Source organism: Burkholderia sp. AU31624, from assembly GCF_020420065.1.
Classification (GTDB): Bacteria; Pseudomonadota; Gammaproteobacteria; order Burkholderiales; family Burkholderiaceae; genus Burkholderia.
In genome coordinates, this window is record NZ_JAIZRT010000009.1 from 200,830 (window position 1) to 225,862 (window position 25,033).

At 67.6% G+C, this 25,033-nt stretch carries 21 protein-coding genes; 6 read left to right on the plus strand and 15 right to left on the minus strand.

All coding sequences use genetic code 11. The annotated features are described in order from the left end of the window. Nucleotides 1-67: 67 nt before the first annotated feature. The 3 genes from LGM89_RS29775 to LGM89_RS29785 form a co-directional block, all read right to left on the minus strand. The gene (locus LGM89_RS29775; RefSeq protein ID WP_006481665.1) at nucleotides 68-223 is read right to left on the minus strand and encodes a hypothetical protein; all 156 of its coding nucleotides are present in this window, start codon (nucleotides 221-223) and stop codon (nucleotides 68-70) included. A 175-nt stretch (nucleotides 224-398) separates the two neighbouring features. Continuing rightward, nucleotides 399-1,907 (minus strand): flagellar hook-length control protein FliK, encoded by a 1,509-nt coding sequence (locus LGM89_RS29780; protein WP_226274818.1) that lies wholly within the window; start codon nucleotides 1,905-1,907, stop codon nucleotides 399-401. 92 nt (nucleotides 1,908-1,999) lie between these two features. Further along, nucleotides 2,000-2,698 (minus strand): MgtC/SapB family protein, encoded by a 699-nt coding sequence (locus LGM89_RS29785; RefSeq protein ID WP_226274819.1) that lies wholly within the window; start codon nucleotides 2,696-2,698, stop codon nucleotides 2,000-2,002. 114 nt (nucleotides 2,699-2,812) lie between these two features. Between LGM89_RS29785 and LGM89_RS29790 the strand changes: the two genes are divergently transcribed. Next, a complete protein-coding gene (locus LGM89_RS29790) occupies nucleotides 2,813-3,922 on the plus strand; it encodes an AGE family epimerase/isomerase (protein ID WP_226274820.1) in 1,110 nt (369 codons plus the stop codon). On the opposite strand, the gene LGM89_RS29795 is transcribed toward LGM89_RS29790, so the two are convergent. After that, nucleotides 3,895-5,514 (minus strand): methyl-accepting chemotaxis protein, encoded by a 1,620-nt coding sequence (locus LGM89_RS29795; protein ID WP_226274821.1) that lies wholly within the window; start codon nucleotides 5,512-5,514, stop codon nucleotides 3,895-3,897. The two genes, LGM89_RS29790 and LGM89_RS29795, sit on opposite strands and share 28 nt — an antisense overlap. Before the next feature lie 270 nt (nucleotides 5,515-5,784). Between LGM89_RS29795 and LGM89_RS29800 the strand changes: the two genes are divergently transcribed. Further along, nucleotides 5,785-6,228 (plus strand): PaaI family thioesterase, encoded by a 444-nt coding sequence (locus LGM89_RS29800; protein ID WP_011353771.1) that lies wholly within the window; start codon nucleotides 5,785-5,787, stop codon nucleotides 6,226-6,228. Between the two features lie 116 nt (nucleotides 6,229-6,344). Here the strand turns inward: LGM89_RS29800 and LGM89_RS29805 are convergent, their stop codons facing one another. The 7 genes from LGM89_RS29805 to prpB form a co-directional block, all read right to left on the minus strand. Next, on the minus strand, nucleotides 6,345-6,593 hold the full coding sequence (locus tag LGM89_RS29805) for a type II toxin-antitoxin system RelE family toxin (RefSeq protein WP_226274898.1): 249 nt from the start codon (nucleotides 6,591-6,593) through the stop codon (nucleotides 6,345-6,347). A 22-nt stretch (nucleotides 6,594-6,615) separates the two neighbouring features. Then, the gene (locus LGM89_RS29810) at nucleotides 6,616-6,864 is read right to left on the minus strand and encodes a type II toxin-antitoxin system Phd/YefM family antitoxin (RefSeq protein ID WP_226274822.1); all 249 of its coding nucleotides are present in this window, start codon (nucleotides 6,862-6,864) and stop codon (nucleotides 6,616-6,618) included. A 140-nt stretch (nucleotides 6,865-7,004) separates the two neighbouring features. Continuing rightward, the gene (locus LGM89_RS29815) at nucleotides 7,005-8,057 is read right to left on the minus strand and encodes a CaiB/BaiF CoA transferase family protein (RefSeq protein ID WP_226274823.1); all 1,053 of its coding nucleotides are present in this window, start codon (nucleotides 8,055-8,057) and stop codon (nucleotides 7,005-7,007) included. 182 nt (nucleotides 8,058-8,239) lie between these two features. Continuing rightward, the gene (prpF, locus tag LGM89_RS29820; protein WP_089496028.1) at nucleotides 8,240-9,430 is read right to left on the minus strand and encodes a 2-methylaconitate cis-trans isomerase PrpF; all 1,191 of its coding nucleotides are present in this window, start codon (nucleotides 9,428-9,430) and stop codon (nucleotides 8,240-8,242) included. A gap of 26 nt (nucleotides 9,431-9,456) precedes the next feature. Next, nucleotides 9,457-12,051 carry a Fe/S-dependent 2-methylisocitrate dehydratase AcnD gene (gene acnD / locus LGM89_RS29825; protein WP_226274824.1) on the minus strand — a complete coding sequence of 865 codons (2,595 nt, stop codon included), beginning with the start codon at nucleotides 12,049-12,051 and terminating at the stop codon, nucleotides 9,457-9,459. Between the two features lie 78 nt (nucleotides 12,052-12,129). Beyond that, nucleotides 12,130-13,302, minus strand: coding sequence for a 2-methylcitrate synthase (gene prpC, locus LGM89_RS29830; protein WP_031400290.1), 1,173 nt, complete (start codon nucleotides 13,300-13,302; stop codon nucleotides 12,130-12,132). Between the two features lie 165 nt (nucleotides 13,303-13,467). Next, nucleotides 13,468-14,361, minus strand: coding sequence for a methylisocitrate lyase (gene prpB / locus LGM89_RS29835; protein ID WP_039349639.1), 894 nt, complete (start codon nucleotides 14,359-14,361; stop codon nucleotides 13,468-13,470). A 170-nt stretch (nucleotides 14,362-14,531) separates the two neighbouring features. Here prpB and prpR point away from each other — a divergent pair, with 170 nt between their 5' ends. Then, nucleotides 14,532-16,514 carry a propionate catabolism operon regulatory protein PrpR gene (prpR, locus tag LGM89_RS29840; protein WP_089496026.1) on the plus strand — a complete coding sequence of 661 codons (1,983 nt, stop codon included), beginning with the start codon at nucleotides 14,532-14,534 and terminating at the stop codon, nucleotides 16,512-16,514. 35 nt (nucleotides 16,515-16,549) lie between these two features. Here prpR and LGM89_RS29845 read toward each other — a convergent pair whose 3' ends face one another. Beyond that, nucleotides 16,550-17,170 (minus strand): CGNR zinc finger domain-containing protein, encoded by a 621-nt coding sequence (locus LGM89_RS29845; protein WP_226207259.1) that lies wholly within the window; start codon nucleotides 17,168-17,170, stop codon nucleotides 16,550-16,552. 276 nt (nucleotides 17,171-17,446) lie between these two features. On the opposite strand from LGM89_RS29845, the gene LGM89_RS29850 reads away from it, so the two are divergent. Next, complete coding sequence (locus tag LGM89_RS29850) at nucleotides 17,447-17,830, plus strand: VOC family protein (protein WP_089496024.1); 384 nt, start codon at nucleotides 17,447-17,449, stop codon at nucleotides 17,828-17,830. Nucleotides 17,831-17,939: 109 nt separating this feature from the next. Here LGM89_RS29850 and LGM89_RS29855 read toward each other — a convergent pair whose 3' ends face one another. After that, complete coding sequence (locus tag LGM89_RS29855; RefSeq protein ID WP_089496023.1) at nucleotides 17,940-18,788, minus strand: ureidoglycolate lyase; 849 nt, start codon at nucleotides 18,786-18,788, stop codon at nucleotides 17,940-17,942. A 664-nt stretch (nucleotides 18,789-19,452) separates the two neighbouring features. Between LGM89_RS29855 and LGM89_RS29860 the strand changes: the two genes are divergently transcribed. Both LGM89_RS29860 and LGM89_RS29865 read left to right on the plus strand, forming a co-directional pair. Then, on the plus strand, nucleotides 19,453-20,274 hold the full coding sequence (locus LGM89_RS29860; RefSeq protein ID WP_089496022.1) for an IclR family transcriptional regulator: 822 nt from the start codon (nucleotides 19,453-19,455) through the stop codon (nucleotides 20,272-20,274). Between the two features lie 173 nt (nucleotides 20,275-20,447). Next, the gene (locus LGM89_RS29865) at nucleotides 20,448-20,999 is read left to right on the plus strand and encodes a hypothetical protein (protein ID WP_039349620.1); all 552 of its coding nucleotides are present in this window, start codon (nucleotides 20,448-20,450) and stop codon (nucleotides 20,997-20,999) included. 688 nt (nucleotides 21,000-21,687) lie between these two features. Here LGM89_RS29865 and LGM89_RS29870 read toward each other — a convergent pair. Beyond that, nucleotides 21,688-24,045, minus strand: a complete 2,358-nt coding sequence (locus LGM89_RS29870) for a GNAT family N-acetyltransferase (RefSeq protein ID WP_226274899.1) — start codon at nucleotides 24,043-24,045, stop codon at nucleotides 21,688-21,690. 603 nt (nucleotides 24,046-24,648) lie between these two features. Beyond that, nucleotides 24,649-24,948, minus strand: a complete 300-nt coding sequence (locus LGM89_RS29875; protein ID WP_089475849.1) for an H-NS family nucleoid-associated regulatory protein — start codon at nucleotides 24,946-24,948, stop codon at nucleotides 24,649-24,651. Nucleotides 24,949-25,033: the final 85 nt, after the last annotated feature.

Here is a 25,033-nt window from a genome sequence, read left to right on the forward strand (position 1 = left end):
CGCCGGCGCGCGATGCAGCGGCGGAAAGCGGACAGGCAGGTGCGGCAGGCGCCGCGCTGGCAGCGAATCAGCGACGGTACAGGACGATCGGAACAAGGTGCGCACGACGCACACGCTCGGCTTCGGCACGACGCGCAGCGTACGAGTATTCGGCGTCGAGCGGCAGGTGCGGGGACACAAAAAGGTCGTCGATCTTTTGCAGCAGGGCGAGGATGAAGCTCATGTGAGACTCCTGACAGATGTGGCTAGGGTTTTCCCTTGGATGGACTCCATTCTAAGGGTTTTCCCTTAACTCTGCCAGCGCACCGCATCAGTTTGCCGCAGCCGGGCGACGGCGGATCGCCGATACATAGCGGCGATCCTTGCTCCGTCGGGCTGCCGGGATAGGGTCGAAACGATTAACGCGTGCGGCGAGCACGCTTCGCGACGGCCGCCTCGCGGTTCGCGTTGCGCTGAAGCCGGTCGACTTGCGACAGAAGCGCCTCGTGATGCTCCTCGAGCGTCATCAGCGTTGCCTGCTGTGTCGACAGATCGGCCGCGAGGCGATCGATCCGCTGCTGCTTCGTGGCGACGTCCTGCTTCAGGTGCGCGATCTGCCGCGTCTGCATCACCAGCGCGACGAGCCCGGCCAGCACGACGACGGCCAACGCCAGCAGCAGGCGGTTGACGCGGCGCATCTCGCGATCGGCCGTGCGCGTCAGGCCATCCACATCGGCCTGCAGGACGGCCAGCCGGTCGGTCAGCGGGCGCAGGTGCGTATCCGGATCGAAGGCCGGCGCGGCCGGTTGCGTGCGCTCCGCCGACGGCTTCGTGACAAAGGAGGCAGCGGAAGCCAGCGGCTGCGTAACGGGGGATACGGTGGCGTCGACCCGCGGCGCGGCGTCATGGGCCTTCGCGGCGTTGGCCGTGTTGGCCGTGTTGGCCGTGTTGGCCGTGTTGGCCGTGTTGGCCGTGTTGGCCGTGTTGGCCGTGTTGGCCGTGTTGGCCGTGTTGGCCGTGTTGGCCGTGTTGGCCGTGTTCGCCGTGTTCGCGGCAGTCACCGGCTTGGCCGGCTGCACCGACGTCTGGGGCTCGACCGTCGACACCGCGTCCGGCGCCGCGCTCACCGCGGTCGCTTCCGGCACCGTGCCAACGCTCGTCACGACCGGCGCGGATTGCTCCGTTGTCGCGTCGCTTGCACCGGCAGCCGCCCGGCGTTTGCCGCCCGACGACGCACGGCGTTCCTTCACGGCACCACCGGAGGACCGCCCTTCGCGGGATTTAACGGCGGCAGCAGCAACAACAGCCTTCTCAACTTCACCATCAGCCGCTTGAGACCCGGTCGCCTTCGCCGCAGCACCATCGGTTGCTTGCAACTTGGTCACCACCGTTGCGGCGCCATCGCTCGCAGGCCCATCGGCGGCCTTCGATGCGACGCCATCGGCCAGGGGAATATCGACCGCCTTCATCCCAGCCGCGCCAGAAGCCGGTACGACGTCGACGTTTGCGTCACCACCACCTTCAGGCGACGAAACGCCATGCGCCACCGTCGCGTCTCCAGGCGTCACCGCACCTTCCGCTGCTTCCACATGTCCTGCTGCGGCCACCCCATCCGGCGCACTGAACCCGTCCAGCGCAGTCTGCCGCCCGGACGCCACATCGTCCGCGACATCGACCGCAGCCTCGGCTTGCGCGCCCGCTTCGTCACGCGCCGTAGCCGGCACACGCTCACCCGGCTCGAGCACCGGATCGCCGAACAGGTCGAACGTCCGTTCGTCGCGCGACGCGTCGCCGGCCGGCGCACTGCCGGACCGCACCGTCGCCCTTGCTGACGTACTGCCCGCGGCAGCAGCCGAGCGCGGGCGCGAACGGGCCGACGAACGATTGGAACGGGAACGGGAGCGAGGCGAGGAAACGGATTCGGTCATGGAAATCGGATGGCGGGGCCCGCAAGCGCGGAACCGGATGTCGAACGGAATCGGTGGTCGGCCATTGTCGCATGCCCCATCGCCGATTCCGCCTATTCGTCGCCCGACAACCCATTGCCCTCTTCGAAACGCGTGACGCCCTTCAGCGCGCGCAGCTTGTCGCAGATCGCCTGGTATTCGAGTGCCGACACCCGCGCAAGCGCGATGCGCACCTCGTCATGCTCGCCCGTGTCGTCGGCGCGCTGCACGATGAACTGCTTCACGCGCGCACTGTCCGGGCCAAGCGCCGCGTGCAGCGAATCGAAGTTCAGCGTGCCGCCCACGACCGTCAGCGCGAGCTGGCGCCGCTGGCGCACCGTGAAGTAGCGCCGCTCCAGCGGCTTGATGCCGGCCAGGATGATCAGGATGATGATCGTCGCCGAAATCGATGCGACGTAGAGCCCGCCGCCCACCGCGAGGCCGATCGCGGCGACCGACCACAGGCTCGCGGCCGTCGTCAGCCCGCGCACGATCTCGCCGCGCAGCAGGATCGAGCCCGCGCCGAGGAAGCCGATGCCCGACACGACCTGCGCGGCGATCCGCGACGGGTCGAGCACGATGTGCTCGCTGCTGCCGAGCACGTCGGCGAACCCGAACGCCGATACGATCATGATCAGCGTCGAACCGACGCAGACGAGCATGTGCGTCCGCAGGCCGGCCGCCCACGACAGACGCTCGCGCTCGAAGCCGATGACGCTGCCCAGCGCCGCCGCGAGGACGAGCCGCATCACGAGTTCCAGATTGCTCAGCATGCGATTTATCTCCTTTTCTGGTGCCGGCCGTGCGGAATGTTTTATCCTTGGCCCCGGTCGCGCCGATCCTCCGGGCCGCGCCGACACGTTTCGAACCCAGCGCTCAACCCCGTCATGTCCGTTTCCGACTCCGCTTCCGCCCAGGCCGCCCAGCTGCGCCACCATTTCGCGCACGTCGTCTTGCCGATCTGGCGGGGTTCAGGGTTCGACCAGACATTACAGTTGCCGTTCGAAGCCGTCGATCCGGCCACCCACGCGCCGCTGCCCGTGACCCGTTATCGCGCCATGGCCTGCGCCCGGCAACTGTTCGTGTTCGCGCAGGCCGGCGACACCACGCACGCGGCCACGCTGTTCGACGCGCTGGGCCGCCACTTTCGCGATCCGCGCCACGGCGGCTGGCACTACAGCGTGGACGCGCAGGGCGCCCCGCTCGACACGACCAAGGATCTCTACACGCACGCCTTCATCGTGTTCGCGTGCGCCGCGTGGTATGCGGTGTCGGGCGACGCCGCCGCACGCCAGGCAGCCGAAGAGACCGCCGCGCTGATTCAGGACCGCTTCGCGCCGCACCGCGGCGACGCGCTGCTCGACGCGGCGCGCCACGCCGATTTCTCGTCATCCGGCAGCGGGGCGCTGCAGAATCCGCTGATGCACCTGACCGAAGCGTGGCTCGCGGCGGCGGCCGCATTCGGCGACGCGGCGTTCGACGACGCGCTCGCGCGCACCGCGCAGGCCGTCGAGCGCACGTTCGTCGATGCGGCAACCGGCTGCGTGGCGGAGCTGCCGCTCGGCGCGGCCGACAACCGGTTCGAGCCCGGCCATCAGTTCGAGTGGTTCTATCTGGTCGATGCGGCCGGCGCGCGGCTCGCGCAGACCGGGCTCCCCGGCGCGCTGGCGCGCGCATTCGTGTTCGCGGAGCAATACGGCGTCGATCCGCAGACGGGCGGCGTCTGCGCGGCGCTCGACGCGCAAGGCGCGTGCATCGACGGCACGCAGCGGATCTGGGCGCAGACCGAGTACCTGCGCGCGCTCGCGACGCACGGCGGCACGCCGGCCTCCGCGCCGCTCGCGCGGCAGATCGAACGCTTCGCCGCGCGCTTCCTGCATCCGCGCGGCTGGTTCGAGTGCAAGACGGCGGACGGGCAGGTGGCGCGCGCCGACATGCCGTCGACGACGCCCTACCACCTCGAGACCGCCTACGCGGCGCTGCCGGCCGGCGCGTAACCCGCGTCGTCGAACGACGGCGCCGCGTGCTCGCCGCGTGCGGCGCGGCCGTCGCCCAGTTCGAACACCGACACCGCCTGCATCAGGTGCGCGGTCTGGTCGTTCAGCGACGCGGCCGCCGCCGCGACCTCCTCCACCAGCGCCGCGTTCTGCTGCGTGAGCTGATCCATCTGCGTGACGGCCTGGTTTACCTGCTCGATCCCGACGCTCTGCTCGACCGACGCCGCGGTGATCTCGGACATCGTCTGCACGACGCGCGTGATCGACGCCGACACCGTCCGCATCGCATCGCCAGCGCGCTCGACGAGCTCCGCGCCGCCGTTGATCTGCGCGACCGAATCCTCGATCAGCGCCTTGATCTCCTTCGCCGATTGCGCGCTGCGCTGCGCGAGCGAGCGCACCTCACCCGCGACGACCGCGAAGCCGCGCCCCTGTTCGCCTGCACGGGCGGCTTCCACGGCCGCGTTCAGCGCAAGGATGTTGGTCTGGAACGCGATGCCGTCGATCACGGAGATGATCTCCGCGATCCGCCCCGAGCTCTGCGCGATGCCGCGCATCCGGTCGATCACGCTGTCGACCACGCCGCCGCCGTGGCTCGTCGCCTCGAGCGCCGCGTCGGCCAGCGCGCTCGCCGCACGCGCGCTGTCGGTGTTCTGCCGGACGGTCGCCGTCAGCTCCTCCATGCTCGCGGCCGTTTCCTCGAGCGACGCGGCCTGCGTGCCGGTGCGCGCCGACAGGTCGGCGTTGCCGCCCGCGATCTCGCCCGCGCCGAGGTGGATCGCGTCGGACGCCTGGCGCACCGTGCGCACGGTGCCCGCGATGCTCGTCTGCATCGTGGCGAGGCCGCGCAGCATCCGGTCGATCTCGAACACGCCCCCTGCCCGCACGACCTCATCGAGCCGGCCCTGCGCGATCCGCTCGAAATGGCGGCCGGCTTCTTCCAGCGGCGCGACGACCGCGCGCCGCGCGGCCGCGTAGATCGCCGCGCTCGCCACGAGCATCGCCACCAGCAGCACGATGCCGACCGACTTGAACCAGAGCATGCCGCCGTCGATGGTGTCGAGCGCCGTGCGGCTCGATGCGCCGCCGTAGTCGGTGAAGCGGCGCAACTCGGCGATATAGGCGTCCTGGATGCTCTGCGTCGGCTGGTCGAGGAAAGCCTGGATGTTGTCGGCGTCGAGGAACTGCACGAGTTCGCCGAGCGCGCCGCGCAGCGCGCGATAGCGCTCGGTGAGCGCCGCGACGCGCGCGCGGTTGGCATCGTCGACCGGCTGCGCGGCCGTCAGCGCGGCGAACGCCTTGTCCGCTTCCGCGAGCGACGCGCCGGCATGGCGGATGATGTCTTCCGGCTTCGGGCCGCCGCGCACCATCCGCGTGCCGGCGCGCGACAGGTTGATGCGCGCGTCGAGCAGCTGCTGGGTCGCCTGGCTGGCCGCCTCGACCTGCGTGATCGCGACGTTCGACAAATCGTCGACGCCGCTGCGCGTCGACTTGAGCGCCCAGAAGCCGAGCGCCTCGATCGCGAACAGGAAGACGCAAAACACGGTCAACACGCCGAGCAGACCCGACGCGAGCTTGATTTTTCCGAACATGGGGGAGATTCCTGGAAAGCGGACGATGAGGCAATGCCCCGGCATTAGCGGCATTTCTTCGTCGGACTTTAGGTGCGGACGGCAACGAAATTCACGTTGTCCGCGCATTCCAGCGGAATCCCCCGCAAACAGGGAAATCTACGGCATTCGACGCAATAATCGCGTCGCATCACGCTGGAAATTGCGCGAAAGGCGGACGAATTTCCTTGCTTATCGGCATCCCCCTTCCTAGAGTTCAGCGCAAGCGGGCACTCATTTCGAGGAAAGTCGATGACCGACATCACGGACCACGCGCGCGGCGCATTGCGCGCGCAACCGTTCAGCATGCTGCTGGGCACGGAGCTGATGCATATCGGCGACAACGAAGTGTCGCTGTGCCTGCCCGTGCGTGAGGAACTGCGGCAGCAGCACGGTTTCGTGCACGGCGGCGTCATCAGCTACCTCGCGGACAACGCGCTGACGTTCGCCGGCGCGCTCGTGCTCGGCCCGCGCGTGATCACCGCCGAATACAAGATCAATTACCTGCGGCCGGCCGTGAACGGCACGCTCGTCGCCCGCGCGAAGCTCGTCTACGCGGGGCGGCACCAGGCGACCTGCCAGTGTCATGTGTTCGTCATCGACGGCGACCACGAGCGGCTCGTCGCGATCGCGCAGGGCACGATCAACCGCGTCGGCGACGGCAAGATGCCGGATGCGCCGGAGGAAACGGCGTGAGCGGTTCTCCGCACTTGAAAGATCGCCCGTCCTTCCAGAAGACGATGAGCGCGTAGTCGAGCCGAGCGGTCAGACATGCGGACAAGCTAGCCGCTCCCCATGCGGCGCATCGGGATCTAACGCTTCATCGCGGCAAGATAGACCGCATCGCGCTCGCGTCGACCGACCGCCACGACCAGTACGAGCACTTCCGAATCGCGCACTTCGTACACGAGCCGATAACCGATGCTGCGCAGCTTGATCTTGTAGCGGTCCGGATGACCCTGCAGCTTTGCGGACGGTATTCGAGGATTCTCGAGCCGCTCTGCGAGCCGGGATTTGAACTGGTCGCGAACGGTGCGATCGAGCTTCGTCAGCTCCTTCAGCGCAGGTTCGAATAATTGAAGTTCAAAGGTCGTTCAGCCTGACGTTGACGACTTTCCCATTGGCGCGCTCGTCGGCCAGTGTGTTGTCTTCGATATCCTCCAGACGTTCGACCATCGCCTCCCACGTCTTCGCCGGGATGCAATAGAACGCGGGCTCGTTGCGACTCAGGATCGCGACCGGGAAACCCTTTCCCGCCGCGACCGTGCCTATCGGGTTCCGCTTCAGCTCGGAAACGCTCGCGGTAAATTTGGCCAGGATGGGTTGAGGCATGTCGGCTCCCTCTTCTACAGAATGGCGTTGCATCTAATCCGGTACCAAATTTAGCACCATAACTGGCGCCAGCCACTCCCGAAGCCTTGAAGTGAAGCGCATATCGCGACCGGCTCAACGACCTCGATATGCCGGCGCGTCTACTCCGCCCCCTCCCCCGCCAGCGGCAGAAACCGCGGCGCCACGCGCGCCCGCACGTTGCCGTTCTCATCCGTCCGATAGATCCCGCGCGCCGCGTTGTGCGGATGCGCGGCCGCATCGGCCACGCTCAGCACCGGCGCAAAACACGCATCGGTGCCTTCGAGCAGCGCGCGCCAGTGCGCGGAAGGCTGCTGCGCGAACACGTCGGCGAAACGCACCTTCAGCGCGGGCCAGCGCGCACGGTCGTACTGCGACGCCGGATCGACGTCGGTCAGCCCGAGCCGTTCGACCAGCAGCGCATAGAACGGCGGCTCGAGCGCGCCGATCGTCACGCATTCGCCATCCGCGCAGCGATACACGTCGTAGAACGGCGCATCGTGAAAGAGGCTCGGCTGCGCGCCGTCGAGCTGCCCGTTCGCGCGCGCCCACAGCGCGAGCGAGCCGAGCATCGACACGATGTCGACGATCGCGCCGTCGACCACGCGCCCGGGGCCACCGCCGCGCACGTCGAGCAACGCGCAGACAATCCCGAACGCGAGCCCGAGCGCGCCGCCCGCATCGCCGACGACGGTCGGCGGCAATCCCGGCCGGCCGTCGCGTGGCGCGGACAGCGACAGCAGCCCCGTCAGCGCGACGTAGTTCAGGTCGTGTCCGGCCGCGGCCGCGAGCGGGCCGTGCTGGCCCCAGCCGGTCATCCGCCCGTACACGAGCGTCGGCTTGCGGCGTGCGCAATCGTCGGGCCCGAGGCCGAGCCGCTCCATCACGCCGGGCCGCAGCCCCTCGATCAGCGCATCGGCCTGCGCGATCAGGTCGAGCGCGGCGTCGCGGCCGGCCGGCGACTTCAGGTCGAGTTCGACGATCGTCTTGCCTTCGCGCAGCAGGTCGCCGTCGCGGGCCTGCAACGCGTCCGGCGCGCTCGTACGGCCGGACGGGCGCGCGATCAGCGTGATCCGCGCGCCCATCCCGGCGAGCATCCAGCCCGCGAGCGGGCCGGGGCCGAGACCTTCGAATTCGACGATGTGGAGGCCGGAAAGCGGTGCATCGAGCGGCATGCGATTCTCCTGTCTGTGTCGCGTATCGCGACGGTCTCCGATGCCATACGCCTCGCATCGGATCGCCCCCGTCACGCGGGCGTCAACGCGTCAAATGAAAAATCCCTGCGTCGCGGGGGCCGCTTCGCAGGGATCGGGGTGAGCCGCGCGCATTCCGGCTGCCTTGCCGGAACCGGCCACGCTCAGAACGCGTCGCCCGGCACCCTCACCCAGCCTTCCATCAGCACGCGCGCACTGCGGCTCATGATCGCCTTGGTGACGGTCCACTCGCCGTTCTCGAGCTGCGCTTCCGCGCCGACGCGCAGCGTGCCCGACGGATGCCCGAAGCGCACCGCGTTGCGTTCGCCGCCGCCCGCCGCCAGGTTGACGAGCGTGCCGGGGATCGCCGCGGCCGTGCCGATCGCGACCGCCGCCGTGCCCATCATCGCGTGGTGCAGCTTGCCCATCGACATCGCGCGCACCAGCAGGTCGACGTCACCCGCGTTCACGCGCTTGCCGCTCGAGGCGACGTAGTCGGCCGGCTTCGCGACGAACGCGATCTTCGGCGTGTGCTGCCGCGTCGCGATTTCATCGAGCGTGTCGATCAGGCCCATGCGCAGCGCGCCGTGCGCACGAATCGTCTCGAACTTCTCGAGCGCCTTCGCATCGCCGTTGATCGCGTCCTGCAGCTCGGTGCCCGTATAGCCGATCGCTTCCGCCTCGACGAAGATCGTCGGAATGCCCGCGTTGATCATCGTCGCCTTCAGCGTGCCGACGCCCGGCACCGCGAGATCGTCGATCAGGTTGCCGGTCGGGAACATCGACCCGCCCGCCCCTTCTTCCTCGGCGGCCGGGTCCATGAACTCGAGCTGCACTTCGGCCGCCGGGAACGTGACGCCGTCCAGCTCGAAATCGCCCGTCTCCTGCACCGCGCCATTCGTCACCGGCACATGCGCGACGATCGTCTTGCCGATGTTCGCCTGCCAGATCCGCACGGTCGCGACGCCGTCGCGCGGCACGCGCGAAGGATCGACGAGCCCGCCGCCGATCGCGAACGGGCCGACCGCCGCCGACAGGTTGCCGCAGTTGCCGGTCCAGTCGACGAACGCCTTGTCGATCGACACCTGGCCGAACAGGTAGTCGACGTCGTGGCCGGGCCGCGCGCTCTTCGACACGATCACCGTCTTGCTGGTGGACGACGTCGCGCCGCCCATCCCGTCGATCTGCTTGCCGTACGGATCGGGGCTGCCGATCACGCGCAGCAGCAGCGCGTCGCGCGCGGCGCCCGGCGCCTGCGCGGCGTCCGGCAGGTCCTGCAGCCGGAAGAACACGCCCTTGCTGGTGCCGCCGCGCATGTAGGTCGCGGGAATCCTGATTTGAGGAGTGTGAGCCATGTGTGCGTTATCCCTGTGTGACGCGATCAAGCCGCCTGCGACGATTCGAGGAAGTCCTGCGCGAAGCGCTGCAGCACGCCGCCCGCCTCGTAGATCGACACTTCCTCGGCCGTATCGAGCCGGCACGTCATCGGCACCTCGACGCGCTCACCGTTCTTGCGACGAATCACGAGCGTCAGGTCGGCGCGCGGCGTGCGCTCGCCAATCACGTCGAAGGTCTCGGTGCCGTCGATGCCGAGCGTCGTCCGGTTCATGCCCGGCTTGAACTCGAGCGGCAGCACGCCCATCCCGATCAGGTTCGTGCGGTGGATCCGCTCGAAGCCTTCGGCGGCGATCGCCTCGACGCCCGCGAGCCGCACGCCCTTCGCCGCCCAGTCGCGCGACGAGCCCTGGCCGTAGTCGGCGCCGGCGATCACGATCAGCGGCTGCTTGCGATTCATGTACGTCTCGATCGCCTCCCACATCCGCATGACCTTGCCGTCCGGCTCGACGCGCGCGAGCGAGCCCTTCTTCACCGCGCCGTCGACGATCGCCATCTCGTTGATCAGCGTCGGGTTCGCGAAGGTCGCACGCTGCGCGGTCAGGTGATCGCCCCGGTGCGTCGCGTACGAGTTGAAGTCCTCTTCCGGCAGGCCCATCTTCGCGAGATATTCACCGGCCGCGCTGTCCAGCAGGATCGCGTTCGACGGCGACAGGTGGTCGGTCGTGATGTTGTCGCCGAGCACCGCGAGCGGGCGCATCCCCTGCAGCGTGCGCTCGCCGGCCAGTGCGCCTTCCCAGTACGGCGGACGGCGGATGTACGTGCTCTGCGCACGCCAGTCGTACAGCGGTGCCGCACGCTCGCCCGCATCGGCGCTACGCGCGAACATCGGTTCGTAGACCTTGCGGAACTGCTCGGGCTTCACGCTCGACGCGACGATCGCATCGATCTCCTCGTCGGTCGGCCAGATGTCCTTCAGCGTGACAGGCTGGCCGTTCTGGTCGTGGCCGAGCACGTCCTTCTCGATGTCGAAGCGGATCGTGCCGGCGATCGCGTACGCGACCACCAGCGGCGGCGACGCGAGGAACGCCTGCTTCGCATACGGGTGGATGCGGCCGTCGAAGTTGCGGTTGCCGGACAGCACGGCCGTCGCGTACAGGTCGCGATCGACGATCTCCTGCTGGATCTTCGGGTCGAGCGCGCCCGACATCCCATTGCAGGTCGTGCATGCGAACGCGACGATGCCGAAGCCGAGTTTCTCGAGTTCGGGCAGCAGGTTCGCTTCTTCCAGGTACAGCTCGACCGCCTTCGAGCCGGGCGCGAGCGAGCTCTTCACCCACGGCTTGCGCGTGAGGCCGCGCGCATTCGCGTTGCGGGCGAGCAGGGCCGCGGCAATCACGTTGCGCGGGTTGCTGGTGTTCGTGCAGCTCGTGATCGCGGCGATGATCACCGCGCCGTCGGGCATCTCGCCCGCCTTCTCTTCCCACTGGCCGGCGATCCCGCGTGCGGCAAGATCGGACGTCGGCAGCCGCTTGTGCGGGTTCGACGGGCCGGCCATGTTGCGCACGACGCTCGACAGGTCGAACGTCAGCGTACGCTCGTATTGCGCGTTGTTCAGCGTATCGGCCCACAGGCCCGCCGCCTTCGCGTAGGTCTCGACGAGCTTCACCTGCTCGTCGCTGCGGCCGGTGAGGCGCAGGTAGTCGGTCGTCTGGCCGTCGATGAAGAACATCGCGGCCGTCGCGCCGTATTCGGGCGCCATGTTCGAGATCGTCGCGCGATCGCCGAGCGTGAGGCTCGCCGCGCCTTCACCGCGGAATTCCAGGTACGCGCCGACCACCTTTTCCTTGCGCAGGAATTCGGTCAGCGCGAGCACGACGTCGGTCGCGGTGATGCCGGGCTGGCGCTTGCCGGTCAGCTCGACGCCGACGATGTCGGGCAGGCGCATCCACGAAGCGCGGCCGAGCATCACGTTCTCGGCTTCGAGGCCGCCGACGCCGATCGCGATCACGCCGAGCGCGTCGACGTGCGGCGTGTGGCTGTCGGTGCCGACGCAGGTGTCCGGATACGCGACGCCGTCTTGCGCCTGGATCACCGGCGACATCTTCTCGAGGTTGATCTGGTGCATGATGCCGTTGCCCGGCGGGATCACGTCGACGTTCTCGAACGCCTTCTTGGTCCACTCGATGAAGTGGAAGCGATCCTCGTTGCGGCGATCCTCGATCGCGCGGTTCTTCGCGAACGCGTCCGGATCGAAGCCGCCGCATTCGACCGCGAGCGAGTGGTCGACGATCAGCTGCACGGGCACGACCGGGTTCACCTTGGCCGGGTCGCCGCCGCCGTCGGCGATCGCGTCGCGCAGGCCGGCGAGATCGACGAGCGCCGTCTGCCCGAGGATGTCGTGGCACACGACGCGCGCCGGGAACCACGGGAAATCACGTTCGCGCTTGCGCTCGATGATCTGCTTCAGCGAATCGGCAAGGATCGCCGGATCGCAGCGGCGCACGAGGTTTTCGGCGAGCACGCGCGACGTGTACGGCAGCGTGTCGTAGGCGCCGGGCGCGATCGCTTCGACCGCGGCACGCGCGTCGAAATAGTCCAGCGACGTGCCGGGCAGGGGTTTGCGGTTGGCGGTATTCATGGTGTGGGGAACTCGGGTATGGCGTCCGGCGCACGCCGGCCCCCGTCACGCGGGCGGCCGGTGTGCGCGGTGGGCATGTCAGCGCTTTTCGATCGGCACGAACTGCAGGTCTTCCGGACCGGTGTAGTTCGCGCTCGGGCGGATGATCTTGTTGTCGATGCGCTGCTCGATGATGTGCGCGCTCCAGCCGGACGTGCGCGAGATCACGAACAGCGGCGTGAACATCGCGGTCGGCACGCCCATCATGTGATACGACACCGCGCTGAACCAGTCGAGGTTCGGGAACATCTTCTTCGCTTCCCACATCACCGATTCGAGGCGCTCGGCGATGTTGTACAGCTTCAGGTCGCCCGCTTCCTTCGACAGCTTGTGCGCGACGCCTTTGATCACCTTGTTGCGCGGATCGGAGATCGTGTAGACCGGGTGGCCGAAGCCGATCACGACTTCCTTGTTCTCGACGCGGCGGCGGATGTCGGCTTCGGCATCGTCCGGCGAGCTGTAGCGGCTCTGGATCTCGTACGCGACTTCGTTCGCGCCGCCATGCTTCGGCCCGCGCAGCGCGCCGATCGCGCCGGTGATCGCCGAGTAGATGTCCGAGCCCGTGCCCGCGATCACGCGGCCGGTGAACGTCGACGCGTTGAATTCGTGCTCCGCGTACAGGATCAGCGACGTGTGCATCGCCTCGACCCACGACTTCGACGGCGTCTTGCCGTGCAGCAGGTGCAGGAAGTGGCCGCCGATCGAATCGTCGTCGGTTTCCGTCTCGATGCGCTTGCCATTGTGCGAGAAGTGATACCAGTACAGCAGCATCGAGCCGAGCGATGCCATCAGGCGGTCGGCGATGTCGCGCGCGCCCGGCAGGTTGTGGTCGTCCTTCTCCGGCAGCACGGTGCCGAGCACCGACACGCCCGTGCGCATCACGTCCATCGGGTGCGCGGACGCCGGGATCTGCTCGAGCGCCGCCTTCAGCGCGTTCGGCAGGCCGCGCAGCGCGCGCAGCTTCGTCTTGTACGCGGCCAGTTCGGTCAGGTTCGGCAGCGTGCCGTGCACGAGCAGGTGGGCGATTTCCTCGAATTCGCACGACTCGGCGACGTCGAGAATGTCGTAGCCGCGATAGTGCAGGTCGTTGCCGGTCTTGCCGACCGTGCACAGCGCCGTGTTGCCGGCCGTCACGCCCGACAGCGCCACCGACTTCTTCGGCTTGAATGCGCCTGCGGCGGCCGGTGCTGCTGCGTCTTTCGTCTCGCTCATGTTTCTGCTCTCCAATGTGTATCTGGGGTATGGGCTGTCGGCCGGACTTGGCGCTTTAGCGCCTAGTGCGGCCCCATGCTTCGCGGTCGGCCGGACTTGGCGCTTCAGCGCCTAGTGCGGCCCCATGCTTCGCGGTCCGGAATCGTGTCCCGGCGCGCGGGTGCGTTACTTCTTGCCCTGCGCGAACAGCTCGTCGAGCTTGCGCTCGTATTCGTGATAACCGAGGAAGTCGTACAGCTCGGCACGCGTCTGCATCGTCTGCACGGCTTCCTTCTGCGTACCGTCGCGGCGCACCGTCTCGTAGAAGTTCAGCGCGGCCTTGTTCATCGCGCGATACGCGCCGCAGCAGTACAGCGCGATATCGACGTTCGCCTCGCGCAGCTCGTCGACCGTGAACAGCGGCGTCGAGCCGAATTCGGTCAGGTTCGCGAGGATCGGCACCTTCACGGCGGCCTTGAAGCGGCGGTAGTCGTCGAGCGTCTTCATCGCTTCCGGGAAAATCATGTCCGCGCCGGCTTCGACGTAGGCCACCGCGCGCTCGATCGCCGAGTCGATCCCTTCGGCGGCGGCGGCGTCGGTGCGTGCCATGATCACGAACTGGTCGTCGGTGCGCGCATCGACCGCTGCCTTGACGCGATCGACCATTTCCTCGATCGGCACGACTTCCTTGCCCGGACGGTGGCCGCAACGCTTCTGGCCGACCTGGTCTTCCAGGTGCACGGCCGCGACGCCGGCCTTGATGAACGAGCGCACGGTGCGCGCGATGTTGAACGCACCGCCCCAGCCGGTATCGATGTCGACCAGCAGCGGCAGGTCGGTCGCGTTGGTGATCCGGTTCGCGTCGATCAGCACGTCTTCCATCGTGCTGATGCCGAGGTCGGGGATCCCGAGCGAGTTCGCGGCGACGCCGCCACCCGACAGGTACACGGCCTTGAAGCCGACGGCCTGCGCCATCTTGGCTGCGTAGGCGGTGATCGCGCCGACCACCTGCAGCGGCTGCTCCGCCGCGACTGCCGCGCGGAATTTCGCGCCGGCGCTCTGAAGATGCGTATTGCTCATGAACGGCCTCCTGAAGGAACGACCATCAACAGCAAGGACCGGGCCAGCTCGCGCAACGTCGCTAACCCACTGATTCTTAAGCATCCGGCACGGGCGTCGACGTGCCCGGCGATTTCAATTTAGCAATTTCATGTTTCAAAAATGAAATCGCGCGCGCATAATCGACCGCCATGGACCTCTCCTCGACCAAGCCCGTCGGCCCGGCCGATCGCGCGGCGCGCCCGCGCATCTGGGCGATGGGCATCAGCCGCCTGCGCGACCTGTTTCGCGAGATCGCCGGCGAATTCGACGAACGCGCCGACGTGCGCATCGTGACGCGCGCCTATGAGGATGCGCTCAGCGCGATCGCCGAGGCCGGCACCGCGCGGCCCGACGTGATCGTCGCGGCCGGCTCGAACGGCGGCTTCCTGAAGACGCGTGCGCAGGTGCCGGTGGTGGTCGTGTCGCCGACCGGTTTCGACGTGATGCAGGCGCTCGCGCGCGCCCGGCGCGACGCGTCGCGGATCGCGCTCGTCAGCGCCGGGGAAACGCCGCCCGAAGTGCGCCGCTTCGTCGCCGCATACGGCCTCGACGTGCAGTTTGCGTCATATCAGTCCGCGCAGGAAGCGGAAGCCTGCGTGCACGACCTGCACGACCGCGGCATCGAGACGATCGTCGGCCCCGGCCTCGTCACCGACCTCGCGGCCAGCGCCGGCATGGGCGCGGTGTTCCTGTATTCGCACGCGTCGGTGCGCAAGGCCGTCGAGACGGCGCTCGAAGTCGCGTATGCGACGCATGCCGAGGCGTTCCGCCGCCAGCGGCTCGACAACCTGCTCCAGCACCTGCGCGACGGCGTGGTCGCGCTCGACGCACACGGCCGCGTGGAAGCGATCAACGAACGGCTTGCGTCGGCGCTCGGGGTCGAACCCGCGGCGGCCGTCGGCCGCGCGCTGGTCGACCTGCGGCCCGAGCTGCGCACGCTGCGCGGCGAGGACGGCGACGCGCTCGCGACCGTGCGCGGCGTACGCTACGTCGTGCATCGCGGGCCGCTCGTCGATCGCGGCGTCACGTCGGGCAGCGTGCTGACGTTCCAGGAATCGCGCGCGGTCGAACGGCTCGACCGCGCATTGCGCTCGCAGCCCACCACGCAGCAATTCGCCGCGCGCTACGCGCTCGACGACGTGGTGGGTGCATCCGTACCGATGGCGCGTGTGCGCGAGCTCGTGCGCCGCTACGCGAAGTCCGATGCGACCGTGCTCGTGCTCGGCGAAAGCGGCACCGGCAAGGAAATGATCGCGCAAAGCCTGCACGCGCTGTCCGCGCGGCGCAGCTACCCGTTCGTCGCGGTCAATTGCGGCGCGTTTCCGGAGGCGCTGCTCGAGAGCGAGCTGTTCGGCTATGAGGAAGGCGCGTTCACCGGTGCGCGGCGCGGCGGCAAGACCGGCCTGTTCGAAGCCGCCCACCGCGGCACGCTGTTTCTCGACGAGATCGGCGAGATGCCGCCGTCGCTGCAGAGCCGGCTGCTGCGCGTGCTGCAGGAGCGCGAGGTGATCCGCCTCGGCTCGACCGAGCCGATCCGCATCGACGTGCGCGTGATCGCCGCGACGCACCGTCCGCTGCTCGTGGCCGTCGAGGCCGGCACGTTCCGCGCGGATCTCTATTACCGGCTCAACATCCTGAATGTCGGCCTGCCGCCGCTGCGCGAGCGCGCCGCCGACATCCCCGCACTCGCGGCCACGCTGCTCGTGCAGGCCGCACGACGCGAGCCGCGCCTCGCCGCACGCCTGCGCGACTCCGACGATGCCGCGCGCGTGCTCGGCGTAACGCAGGCTGCGCTCGCACGCTACCGGTGGCCCGGCAACGTGCGCGAACTGCAGAACGTGATCGAGCGGATCGCGGTGGAGCTGGCCGAGGCAGCCGATGAAAGCGATCCGGCCGCCGCGTGCGGCGCGCTCGATCCCGACGCGCTGCAGGCGATCGCACCCGAGCTGTTCGCGGCACCACCCGACGCGGCCGACAGCGACGACGCGCAGACACTGCACGCGCGCCGCCGTCGCGCGGAAGCCGACGAGATCCGCGCGGTGCTCGACGCATGCGGCGGCGACCGCGACCGCGCGTGCGCGATGCTCGGCATCAGCAAGACGACGCTGTGGCGGAAGTTGTCGGTGAAATGAATATGGCGGCTGCCGCGCAATGACCGGGCCGACCGTCAGTCGGCCTTGTGATAGTGGCGGTATGCCTTCGCGCGATTGCCGCACGACGACATCGAGCACCAGCGGCGGCTGCCGTTCTTGCTGTCGTCGATGAACAGCCACTGGCAGGCATCGTTCGCGCAACGCTTGACCTTTGCGAGCCGCGCGCCGCCGAGCAGGTCGATCGCCGACCACAATACCGGGCTCAGCAGCCCGGCCAGCGTCGCACCCCCTTCCCCGATCCGCCACGCATAACCGCCATCGACGCGTGCCAGCGCGACACGCGGCGCCGCTTCCGCCAGGAAGCCGCCGAGCAGTGCGAGATCGTCCACCTGCGGCTCGCGCTGTTCGGCCTGCGCAAGAAAGAGCCGATACAGCGCCTCGCGCAACGCGAGCGCGTGCGCGAGCATCGCCGGCTCCCCTTCTTCTTCGCCGTGCGCGCGACACGCTTGCGTAAGGCCGGCCGGCACGCCTGCCTGGTCGCGACACCACGCCAGCAGGTCGTCCATCGTGCCGAAGGTTTCCGTCGGCGGATCGCTGCCGCGCCAGTACAGCGTGTTCGCGAAATCGATGCTCAGGGTTTCGGGCGGCGCCGGAATCAGGCAGTCCATCGTGACGGAAGGTTGCGTATCGCTCATGCCCGGATCGTATCTAACCACCATGCCGGTTGACAAGCCCGCGAGCGCTTCCTAACATAACCAGCATGGTAGTTATAAAAGGTTTGCTGCACTGACACCCGCCTCAGTTCAAGGAGCCACAGATGATCGATCGTCTTTTGTCCGGCGTTATCCACAACAACCGCAGCCGCGCGTTCTACGACAGCACACTCGGCACACTCCGCTACAAGCGGCTGGCATGGTGGTTATAAGCAGGCTTGCCGTACTGACGTCCCTCTTCAGTCCAAGGAGCCACAAATGATCGATCACCTTTCGTTCGGCGTTGCACACGTCGGCCGCAGCCGAGCCTTCTACGACAGCACGCTCGGCGCGCTCGGCTACAAAAGGCTGCATACCGACGACGAATCCATCGGGTACGGCGCAACCGAGCCGCAGTTGTGGCTGCAATATGCACCTCGCCCTGTCGCCCCTGATCCCGACTCGGGGATGCACCTGTCGTTCAAGGCCGCTTCGCCCGTCGAAGTCGACGCGTTCTACCGCGCCGCACTCGAGCACGGCGGTCAGGACAACGGCGGGCCGGGCAAGCGCGACCACTACGGGCCGGGCTACTACGCGGCGTTCGTCGTCGATCCCGACGGATATCGGCTGGAAGCACATTGCGAACTCGACAACGTCGTGTAATCGCGCTCGCGTCACCCAAGACAAGGGCTCGATTCCGCGCCATGCGGAATCGGGCCCTTGCTATCGAACTGCCGGCGGCGGTCGTTCGACGGAATCGCCAGGTGCGTGGCTATCGCGCGTCGCGCGTGTGCTGCAGTTGCTCGCCGAGTCCTTCGACACCGAGGCGCACCGTCTGGCCGGCCTTCAGGAATACCGGCGACGGCTTGATGCCCATGCCGACGCCCGGCGGCGTGCCGGTCGTGATCACGTCGCCCGGCTGCAGCGTCATGCAGCGCGACAGATAGGCGATCAGCTGCGCGACGGTGAACACCATCGTGCGGGTGTTCCCGTTCTGATAGCGGTGTCCGTCGATTTCGAGCCACAGGTCGAGACGCTGCGGATCGGGCACCTCGTCGCGCGTGACGAGCCACGGACCGATCGGGCCGAACGTGTCGAAGCCCTTGCCCTTGTCCCACTGGCCGCCGCGTTCGATCTGCCATTCGCGCTCGGACACGTCGTTGACGACGCAGTAGCCCGCGACGTAATCGAGCGCGCGCGCTTCGTCGACGTCCTTGCAGGTCGCACCGATCACGACGCCCAGCTCGACTTCCCAGTCGGTCTTGACCGAGCCCTTCGGGATATCGATGCCGTCGTTCGGGCCGCAGATCGAGCTCGTCCACTTGCCGAACACGACCGGCTCCTTCGGCACCGGCATGCCGGCTTCGGCCGCGTGATCGGCGTAGTTCAGGCCGATGCCGATGAACTTGCCGACCTGCCCGACGCACGCGCCGATGCGCGGCTCGCCCGACACCAGCGGCAACGTGGCCGGATCGATCGCGCGCAGCCGCGCGAGACCTGCGTCGGACAGCACATCGCCGGACAGATCCTGCACCTGCGCGGACAGGTCGCGAATCCGGCCGTCCGCGTCGAGCATCCCGGGCTTTTCCTGGCCTGACGGGCCATAGCGAAGCAGTTTCATCGTGGTCAACCTCTGTTGTCGAATGGGACAGGATTCCGGCCGACGCGGCCATTCGCGGCCGCGCGCCGGACTGATTGTCGATCGTCGATTGCGCGCGTCGACGCCGCATCCGGCATGCCGTCGACGCGCGAGGGTCGCGCGGGCGCAGCGATCGCGGCGCCGCACGGAAGTATGGCGCGCATCGAACGGGCGGCCGCCGGTCTGCGCATCGGCGACGACGGCCCGGCACCCGCGACATGGTCCGGCCCATAGCGGCCGGCTTCACGCGCGGCCGCACCGTCGCTGGCCCGCCAGCCTTTGTACCATCGGCCGCGCGCCGTGAAATGACGCGTGACGGATACCGACTATTGGTGCGCCCGCCGGCGCTGCGGCGCAGCATCGCGGGCAGCGCCACCGGCCGATTTCCTTTCGAATACCTTGAACCGGTGCCACCTGTCATGAATACCGGGTATTCGGGGCTTCCCTGTCATCCCGAACGGGAATCGATCCGTTCTTATCCGGTAACGATCGGTAAAAAGACGCTGCATTGCACACTAAATGTTTGTTGTTAAGCTCAAACGGATGGCGTTCGTCGCCACACGCGGGCGCGACACAAGCGTGTTGCAGAATCGGTCAGCGTGCGTCGCCAATCGATCGAAAGTAATCCCCCAACTTCACACCGACAATGCAAACAACCAACGACCTGCTTCCCGGCTGCGACGCACGGGAATCGATGGGCGCAATCGACCGCTATCGCGCACCCGCGCTCGACAAGGGTCTCGACATTCTCGAACTCCTGTCGGAGCAGAAAGAAGGCCTCACCCGCACCGAAATCACGAAGGAACTCGGCCGCAACGCGAGCGAGATCTACCGGATGCTCGAACGCCTCGTCGCGCGCCGCTACGTGATGCGTTCGACCGGCGGCGACCGCTACACGCTCAGCCTCAAGCTGTTCTCGCTCGCGCACCGCCATCCGCCGATGAGCCGGCTGATCGCCGAGGCCTTGCCGCCGATGCAGCGTTTCGCGGATTCCTCCGAGCAATCGTGTCACCTGTCCGTCTACGATCGCGGCAACCTGCTCGTGATCGCGCAGGTCGACGGGCCCGGCCCGTGGGGCGTGTCGGTCCGGCTCGGCTCGCGTGTCGGGCTCGTCGATACGGCATCGGGGCGCGTGATGCTGGCGTTCCAGGGTGCCGAGCAGCGCGCGCACATGCTCGCCGAGCACCGCAAGGTCAAGGGCGAAGCGCCATTGAACGAGCAGGAACTCGCGTATGCGTGCCAGTCCATCCGGCAGGACGGCTACCTGCGCGAGGACAGCCGTCAGGCGTACGGCGTGACCGACCTGACCGCACCGATCCTCGGGCCGTCCGGCCATGCGATCGCGGTGCTGACCTGCCCGTACATGCGCCGGATCGATGCGCACATGGCGCCGTCCGTCGACACGGTCGTCGAAGGGGTGCGCGAGACGGCCGCCCATCTGTCGATGTGCCGCGACGAGACCTGCTGACGCGCAGGCTCGGCGGAGCGCACCGGCGGCGGCGCTATCGCGTTGCCCCCGGTTGCGCGCGACCCCTCTGCGGAGCGCGATGCACGGTGCCATATCGTGCCCCCACGGCGCTACGCTAAAATAGCGGCCCTCTCAAAAACTACGGCGGCCGGTTGTCGCGGCCGTCGTGTCCGATGGATGTCATGGCCAAACTTCTGAACGATCAAGAATTCCAGCGTTTCTCCGAACTTCAGCAGAAGCAGGCAAGCTTCACGATCACGCCCGAAGAGGCGGACGAGCTCCGCGATATCGTCGCGCGCGCGCAGAAGAAGCGCGACGATCGTACCGCTGCAATGCAGGCGATCGAGAGCTACATCGAGCAGTTCGACATCACGCCCGACGAACTCTTCTCGCCCGAACAGATCGGCGACGCGGCCCGCACCTATGGGCTCATCACGGCGACCAAGAAGGAGCGCACGCTGCCGCCGTCGATCACGTTCAACGGCAAGCCGTACCAGTGGACCAAGACGCTTCCGGACGACGTGCGCGGCGCGCTGTTCGAAGCGTTCACGTCCGGCGAATCGGTCAAGCGCTTCATCGCAATGCCGAAGGACACCGCGCGCTGTGCGCTGACGATCGCCCGCCTCGAGCGCGAAACCGGCGCCGTCTATGCCGATCCGCACCTCGAGGAACTCGCGATTTCTCGCGATCAGGTGAACGACGCAGCGTCGAAACTTGCTGCCTGAATGTCGCCACGGGCACGGTTCATGCGTGCCCGCACCCCGCGTAACGCCGGCCCAGGCCGGCGTTGCGCTTGCGGGAGACGTGCATCCGCACGCTCCCGAAAAGCCTCACCTTTGCGTCCCGCAAGCACTCACCTGACCCTCCCGAATAAGCTCACCCAGGCTCCTGGAGACCCTCACCCAAGCGTCCCGGATGTCCTCACCGACGCTTCCCGCAGATCCTCACCCATGTGCCCCGGAAAGGCTCACCGGCGGCTCCCGCAGGTGCTCACCGGCCCTTCCCGGGAAGGCTCACCGAGTGTTCCTGTATCGGCTCACCAAGCGCTCCCGTATCGACTCACCCCAACCTTCCCGGAGAAGCTCACCGACAGCTCCCGAAAAGTCTCACCTTTTGGGTAAGTTCGAATTTTCGAAGGTGGAATGCGGCGGTAAATGCGTGACGACACCTTGTCTGAAACAGCGGCGCGGAGCGTATATCGCGGCAAGCGGTACGCGTCTCGCGGTGCCGGATCGGTGCCATTTGCGCGTCGATATTTCCGCTGCGAACAGGCGCCGACACTTTCTCGGTTGCTTCGATCGCGACGCAGGTTCGAATGCTCTGCATTCCTGACCGGCAACATGCCGAACGTGCCGGGAGGCCGGAGACATCCACCGCATGCAACGTCTCCGCGTGTCGGGCCGCCGACAGACGCTACGGCTGCAACTTCATCCTGAAGCCCACGACGCCAGGCTCCTCCGTCGTCGACACCGCAAACCCGCACGCCTTCGCCAGCGAGATCATCGCCGTGTTCTCGCGCAGCGCCTCGCCGATCATCCAGGCGGTTCCGCGCGAGCGCGCGTAATCGATGATGCGGGTCATCAGCAGCCGGCCAAGCCCCTTGCCCTTCTGATCGGGTCGTACCGCGATCGCGAACTCCGCCGTCTCGTTGTCGGGATCGGCCACCGCGCGCACCACCGCGAGCGTGTGGTCGCGGCCCGACACATCGGTGAACGACACGATGAAGGCCATCTCACGGTCGTAATCGATCTGCGTCATGCGCGCGACCTGCGAATGATCGAAGCTGCGCACCGCGCCGAAGAAACGCATCCGCAGATCCTCCGGCGTCATCGCGCCGAGCAGTTCGTTGTGCGCGGCCTCGTCTTCTGGTCGGATCGGGCGGATCGTCACCGTCTCGCCGCGCCACTCGAGCGTCTGCTCGAGGTGGCGTGGATACGGCATGATCGCGAGCCGGCTGCGCCCCGCTGCCAGCGTGATGCGCGGCGCGATCACGTGCGCGCGGTCGGACAGCACGCGCAGCGTGACCGACATCGCAACAACTTCACGCACGTCGCAGACGACCTGCGACAGCGCCGTCAACGCATCGAGCGTCGGCTCGATGGGTGTGCTGCGCGCATACGGCGAGCGTTCCATCACCGCGCGGGCAAGCACGGTGTTCAGCGGCGGCAGGCCATAGACGACGAACGGCGCCGATACGCCGTCCGCGGGCGGCACGGCATAGCGAAACACCGGGCCGAAGTTCGAATCGTCGTACATGTCGACGGTGACATCGACGACTTTCTTTCCGCCCGGCTCGACGGCAGGCTCGCCCTGCAGGCCAAAATGAGACAGCCAGCGCAGCGCGGCTTCGCCGGTCAGTTCATGCTGGCCGGCTTCGACCCTCCGGCGCGCATCGGCCTGCGCGGATGCCACGCACTCGGCCGGCTGCAGCGGCGTACCCTCGGGCGTTTGCATCAGCAGTTGCCGCCCGAGGTTGTAGTCGACGAGACGCGCATACGCGCGCGCGAGCCGCTGCGGCGTGGTGTGCACCGGAATGCCGTTCGCGTGCAGCGCATCGCGCGTCGCCGCGTCGACCGCGCCGAAGAAACACGCGAGGATGCCGCGATGCGCGTACTGCCGTGATTCGATCAGCGTATGCGCAACCGCATCGGCCGGCGCGCTGTGGGAAGTCGAATGGACGACGAACAGCGTGCCCGTTTGCGGGAACGGTGCGAGCGCCTTGACCGCCGCGGCGAAATGCTCGGGGCGCGCATCGTCGCCCAGCGTCAGCGGATTGGCGGGCGATGCGAGATGCGGCAGCGCCGCCGACACCGCAGATGTTGCCGCGGGCGACCAGTCGGTCAGCACATCGCGCACTTCGGCCACCGCATCGACCGCGAGTTTCGCGACACCCGCATCGCTCGTCACGAGCGTGGCCGCGCCGCGCGCCGTGACGCGGCCGACGCCGAGCGTCTCGATCTCGTCGAGCAGATCGTCGAGCGCATCCACCCGCACCATCCCCGCGCGCTGGAACGCCGCCGTATAGAGCGCGTCGCCGGGATCGGCGCGGCCGGTGCGCAATGCGAGCACCGGCTTGTTGCGTGCGGCCGCGCGCGCGGCCGACATGAACTTGCGCGCGGCGCGCACGGTATCGAGTTCGAGCAGGATCGCGCGCGTGCCGGGATCGCTCGCGAGATAGTCGAGCACGTCGCCCGCATCGACGTCGGACTCGCCGCCGAGCGCGACGACGTGCGAAAAGCCGAGGCCCCGTGCATCGGCCCAGCCGAGCACCGCGTTCGTCAGCGCGTTCGATTGCGACACCCATGCGACGCCGCCCGATCGCGCCGTATAGGCCGGCGCGCCGAAATGCGCGTGCCGTGCAGGCGACAGCACGCCGAGGCTGCCCGGCCCGACGATACGGAGCACGAACGGCTTCGCCGCCTTCAGCGTGCGATCGAGCGCGGCGCGATCGGCATCGGTACGCGCCTCGCCGACGATCACCGCAACGCGCGTGCCAAGCTCGCCGAGCTTGCGCACGATGCCGGCCCAGGTCGCGGGCGGCGTGCAGATCACGGCCACCGACGGCGGCGCGGGCAACCGGTCGACATCGGCAACGACCGGATGCCCGTGCAGCTCACGATACTTCGGATTGACGGGCCACACGGGCCCCTCGAATGCACCGTCGAGCACGCGCGACCACACCATCGCGCCGATACTGCCCGCGCGCGACGACGCACCGACGACCGCAACGGACTTGGGCTGGAACAACGCATCGAGATGGCGAACGGTCACATCGGCTCCCTGCGGTAACGAAAGACGACCCGATCGGCATGCGGCACGGACAGGCCATACGCCGATCGACGCGAACCCCAAGCATAGGCGAAGCGCATGCGGCTGCCTATATGTCGAACGGCCGACTGTTCGACCCACGTCAACGCTCGCATCATGGGCCTGCAACACCAGCACGGAAGCCATCGCCGCGCGCCGGCCGAGCCCCTCCGCTCGGCGCGCACGGTGCAGGCGTGCAGCGCGACGCTGCGTCCGCTTCGTCAAAGGTGAGGATTTACAGGAGCCATGGTGAGACTCTTCGGGAATTGCGCGGCGCCACGCGCCAACATGCGAACGGTGATCGGAATTCGCAGCATGCGTGCACCACGAGAATGGCGCAGGCCAATGCGCATGCGCTGCGCAATTGCGCGGCTGTTTACCGGAATTCACCGCGATATCCCGTCGAATCGCAGCGAATTCGCAAAACGGGATCCGTTAATTGCGCGGCGTCGCGGTTCAATACGCCGTCGGGAATCGCGCCGGAAATGCGCAAAAACAAAACGGTGCGACGGCCGCATGGCCGTTCGCACCGTCAGTCAGTACGCGAAAGGTGAGGTTTTTCGGGAGTCAGTCCTTGATCAGGAAACGCTCGCGATTCTTGCCGAGCCAGGTCGGCGAGCGCCCGCGGCCACTCCAGGTTTCACCCGTCTTCGGATTCAAATATTTCGGCGGCGACACGCGCTTCGGCTTGGCTGCGCCAGCGGCCGCGCCCACCGGACGAAACCCGAGTTCTTCCGGCGTAATGTCGTATTCCTCGATTTTCGCGCGGATATCGGCAATCGCATCGGCAATCGCCTTTTCGCGTTCCTTGTCGATCTTTTGCTGAAGCCGTTCGAGCTGCGCGGTCAGTTGCCTGTAGGTCGCCATATGGATGGGACTCCGTGAGTGTTATTCGTGAAAAATAGATGACGCTCAGCCAACAGAAAAACACTTCGCCCGATCGTGACCGCCT

Bases quoted from the DNA above. Each gene is read 5' to 3' on its own strand.
- LGM89_RS29775 (WP_006481665.1), bottom strand. From the start codon at position 223: ATGAGCTTCATCCTCGCCCTGCTGCAAAAGATCGACGACCTTTTTGTG.
- LGM89_RS29780 (WP_226274818.1), bottom strand. From the start codon at position 1,907: ATGACCGAATCCGTTTCCTCGCCTCGCTCCCGTTCCCGTTCCAATCGT.
- LGM89_RS29785 (WP_226274819.1), bottom strand. From the start codon at position 2,698: ATGCTGAGCAATCTGGAACTCGTGATGCGGCTCGTCCTCGCGGCGGCG.
- LGM89_RS29790 (WP_226274820.1), top strand. From the start codon at position 2,813: ATGTCCGTTTCCGACTCCGCTTCCGCCCAGGCCGCCCAGCTGCGCCAC.
- LGM89_RS29795 (WP_226274821.1), bottom strand. From the start codon at position 5,514: ATGTTCGGAAAAATCAAGCTCGCGTCGGGTCTGCTCGGCGTGTTGACC.
- LGM89_RS29800 (WP_011353771.1), top strand. From the start codon at position 5,785: ATGACCGACATCACGGACCACGCGCGCGGCGCATTGCGCGCGCAACCG.
- LGM89_RS29810 (WP_226274822.1), bottom strand. From the start codon at position 6,864: ATGCCTCAACCCATCCTGGCCAAATTTACCGCGAGCGTTTCCGAGCTG.
- LGM89_RS29815 (WP_226274823.1), bottom strand. From the start codon at position 8,057: ATGCCGCTCGATGCACCGCTTTCCGGCCTCCACATCGTCGAATTCGAA.
- prpF (WP_089496028.1), bottom strand. From the start codon at position 9,430: ATGGCTCACACTCCTCAAATCAGGATTCCCGCGACCTACATGCGCGGC.
- acnD (WP_226274824.1), bottom strand. From the start codon at position 12,051: ATGAATACCGCCAACCGCAAACCCCTGCCCGGCACGTCGCTGGACTAT.
- prpC (WP_031400290.1), bottom strand. From the start codon at position 13,302: ATGAGCGAGACGAAAGACGCAGCAGCACCGGCCGCCGCAGGCGCATTC.
- prpB (WP_039349639.1), bottom strand. From the start codon at position 14,361: ATGAGCAATACGCATCTTCAGAGCGCCGGCGCGAAATTCCGCGCGGCA.
- prpR (WP_089496026.1), top strand. From the start codon at position 14,532: ATGGACCTCTCCTCGACCAAGCCCGTCGGCCCGGCCGATCGCGCGGCG.
- LGM89_RS29845 (WP_226207259.1), bottom strand. From the start codon at position 17,170: ATGAGCGATACGCAACCTTCCGTCACGATGGACTGCCTGATTCCGGCG.
- LGM89_RS29850 (WP_089496024.1), top strand. From the start codon at position 17,447: ATGATCGATCACCTTTCGTTCGGCGTTGCACACGTCGGCCGCAGCCGA.
- LGM89_RS29855 (WP_089496023.1), bottom strand. From the start codon at position 18,788: ATGAAACTGCTTCGCTATGGCCCGTCAGGCCAGGAAAAGCCCGGGATG.
- LGM89_RS29860 (WP_089496022.1), top strand. From the start codon at position 19,453: ATGCAAACAACCAACGACCTGCTTCCCGGCTGCGACGCACGGGAATCG.
- LGM89_RS29865 (WP_039349620.1), top strand. From the start codon at position 20,448: ATGGATGTCATGGCCAAACTTCTGAACGATCAAGAATTCCAGCGTTTC.
- LGM89_RS29875 (WP_089475849.1), bottom strand. From the start codon at position 24,948: ATGGCGACCTACAGGCAACTGACCGCGCAGCTCGAACGGCTTCAGCAA.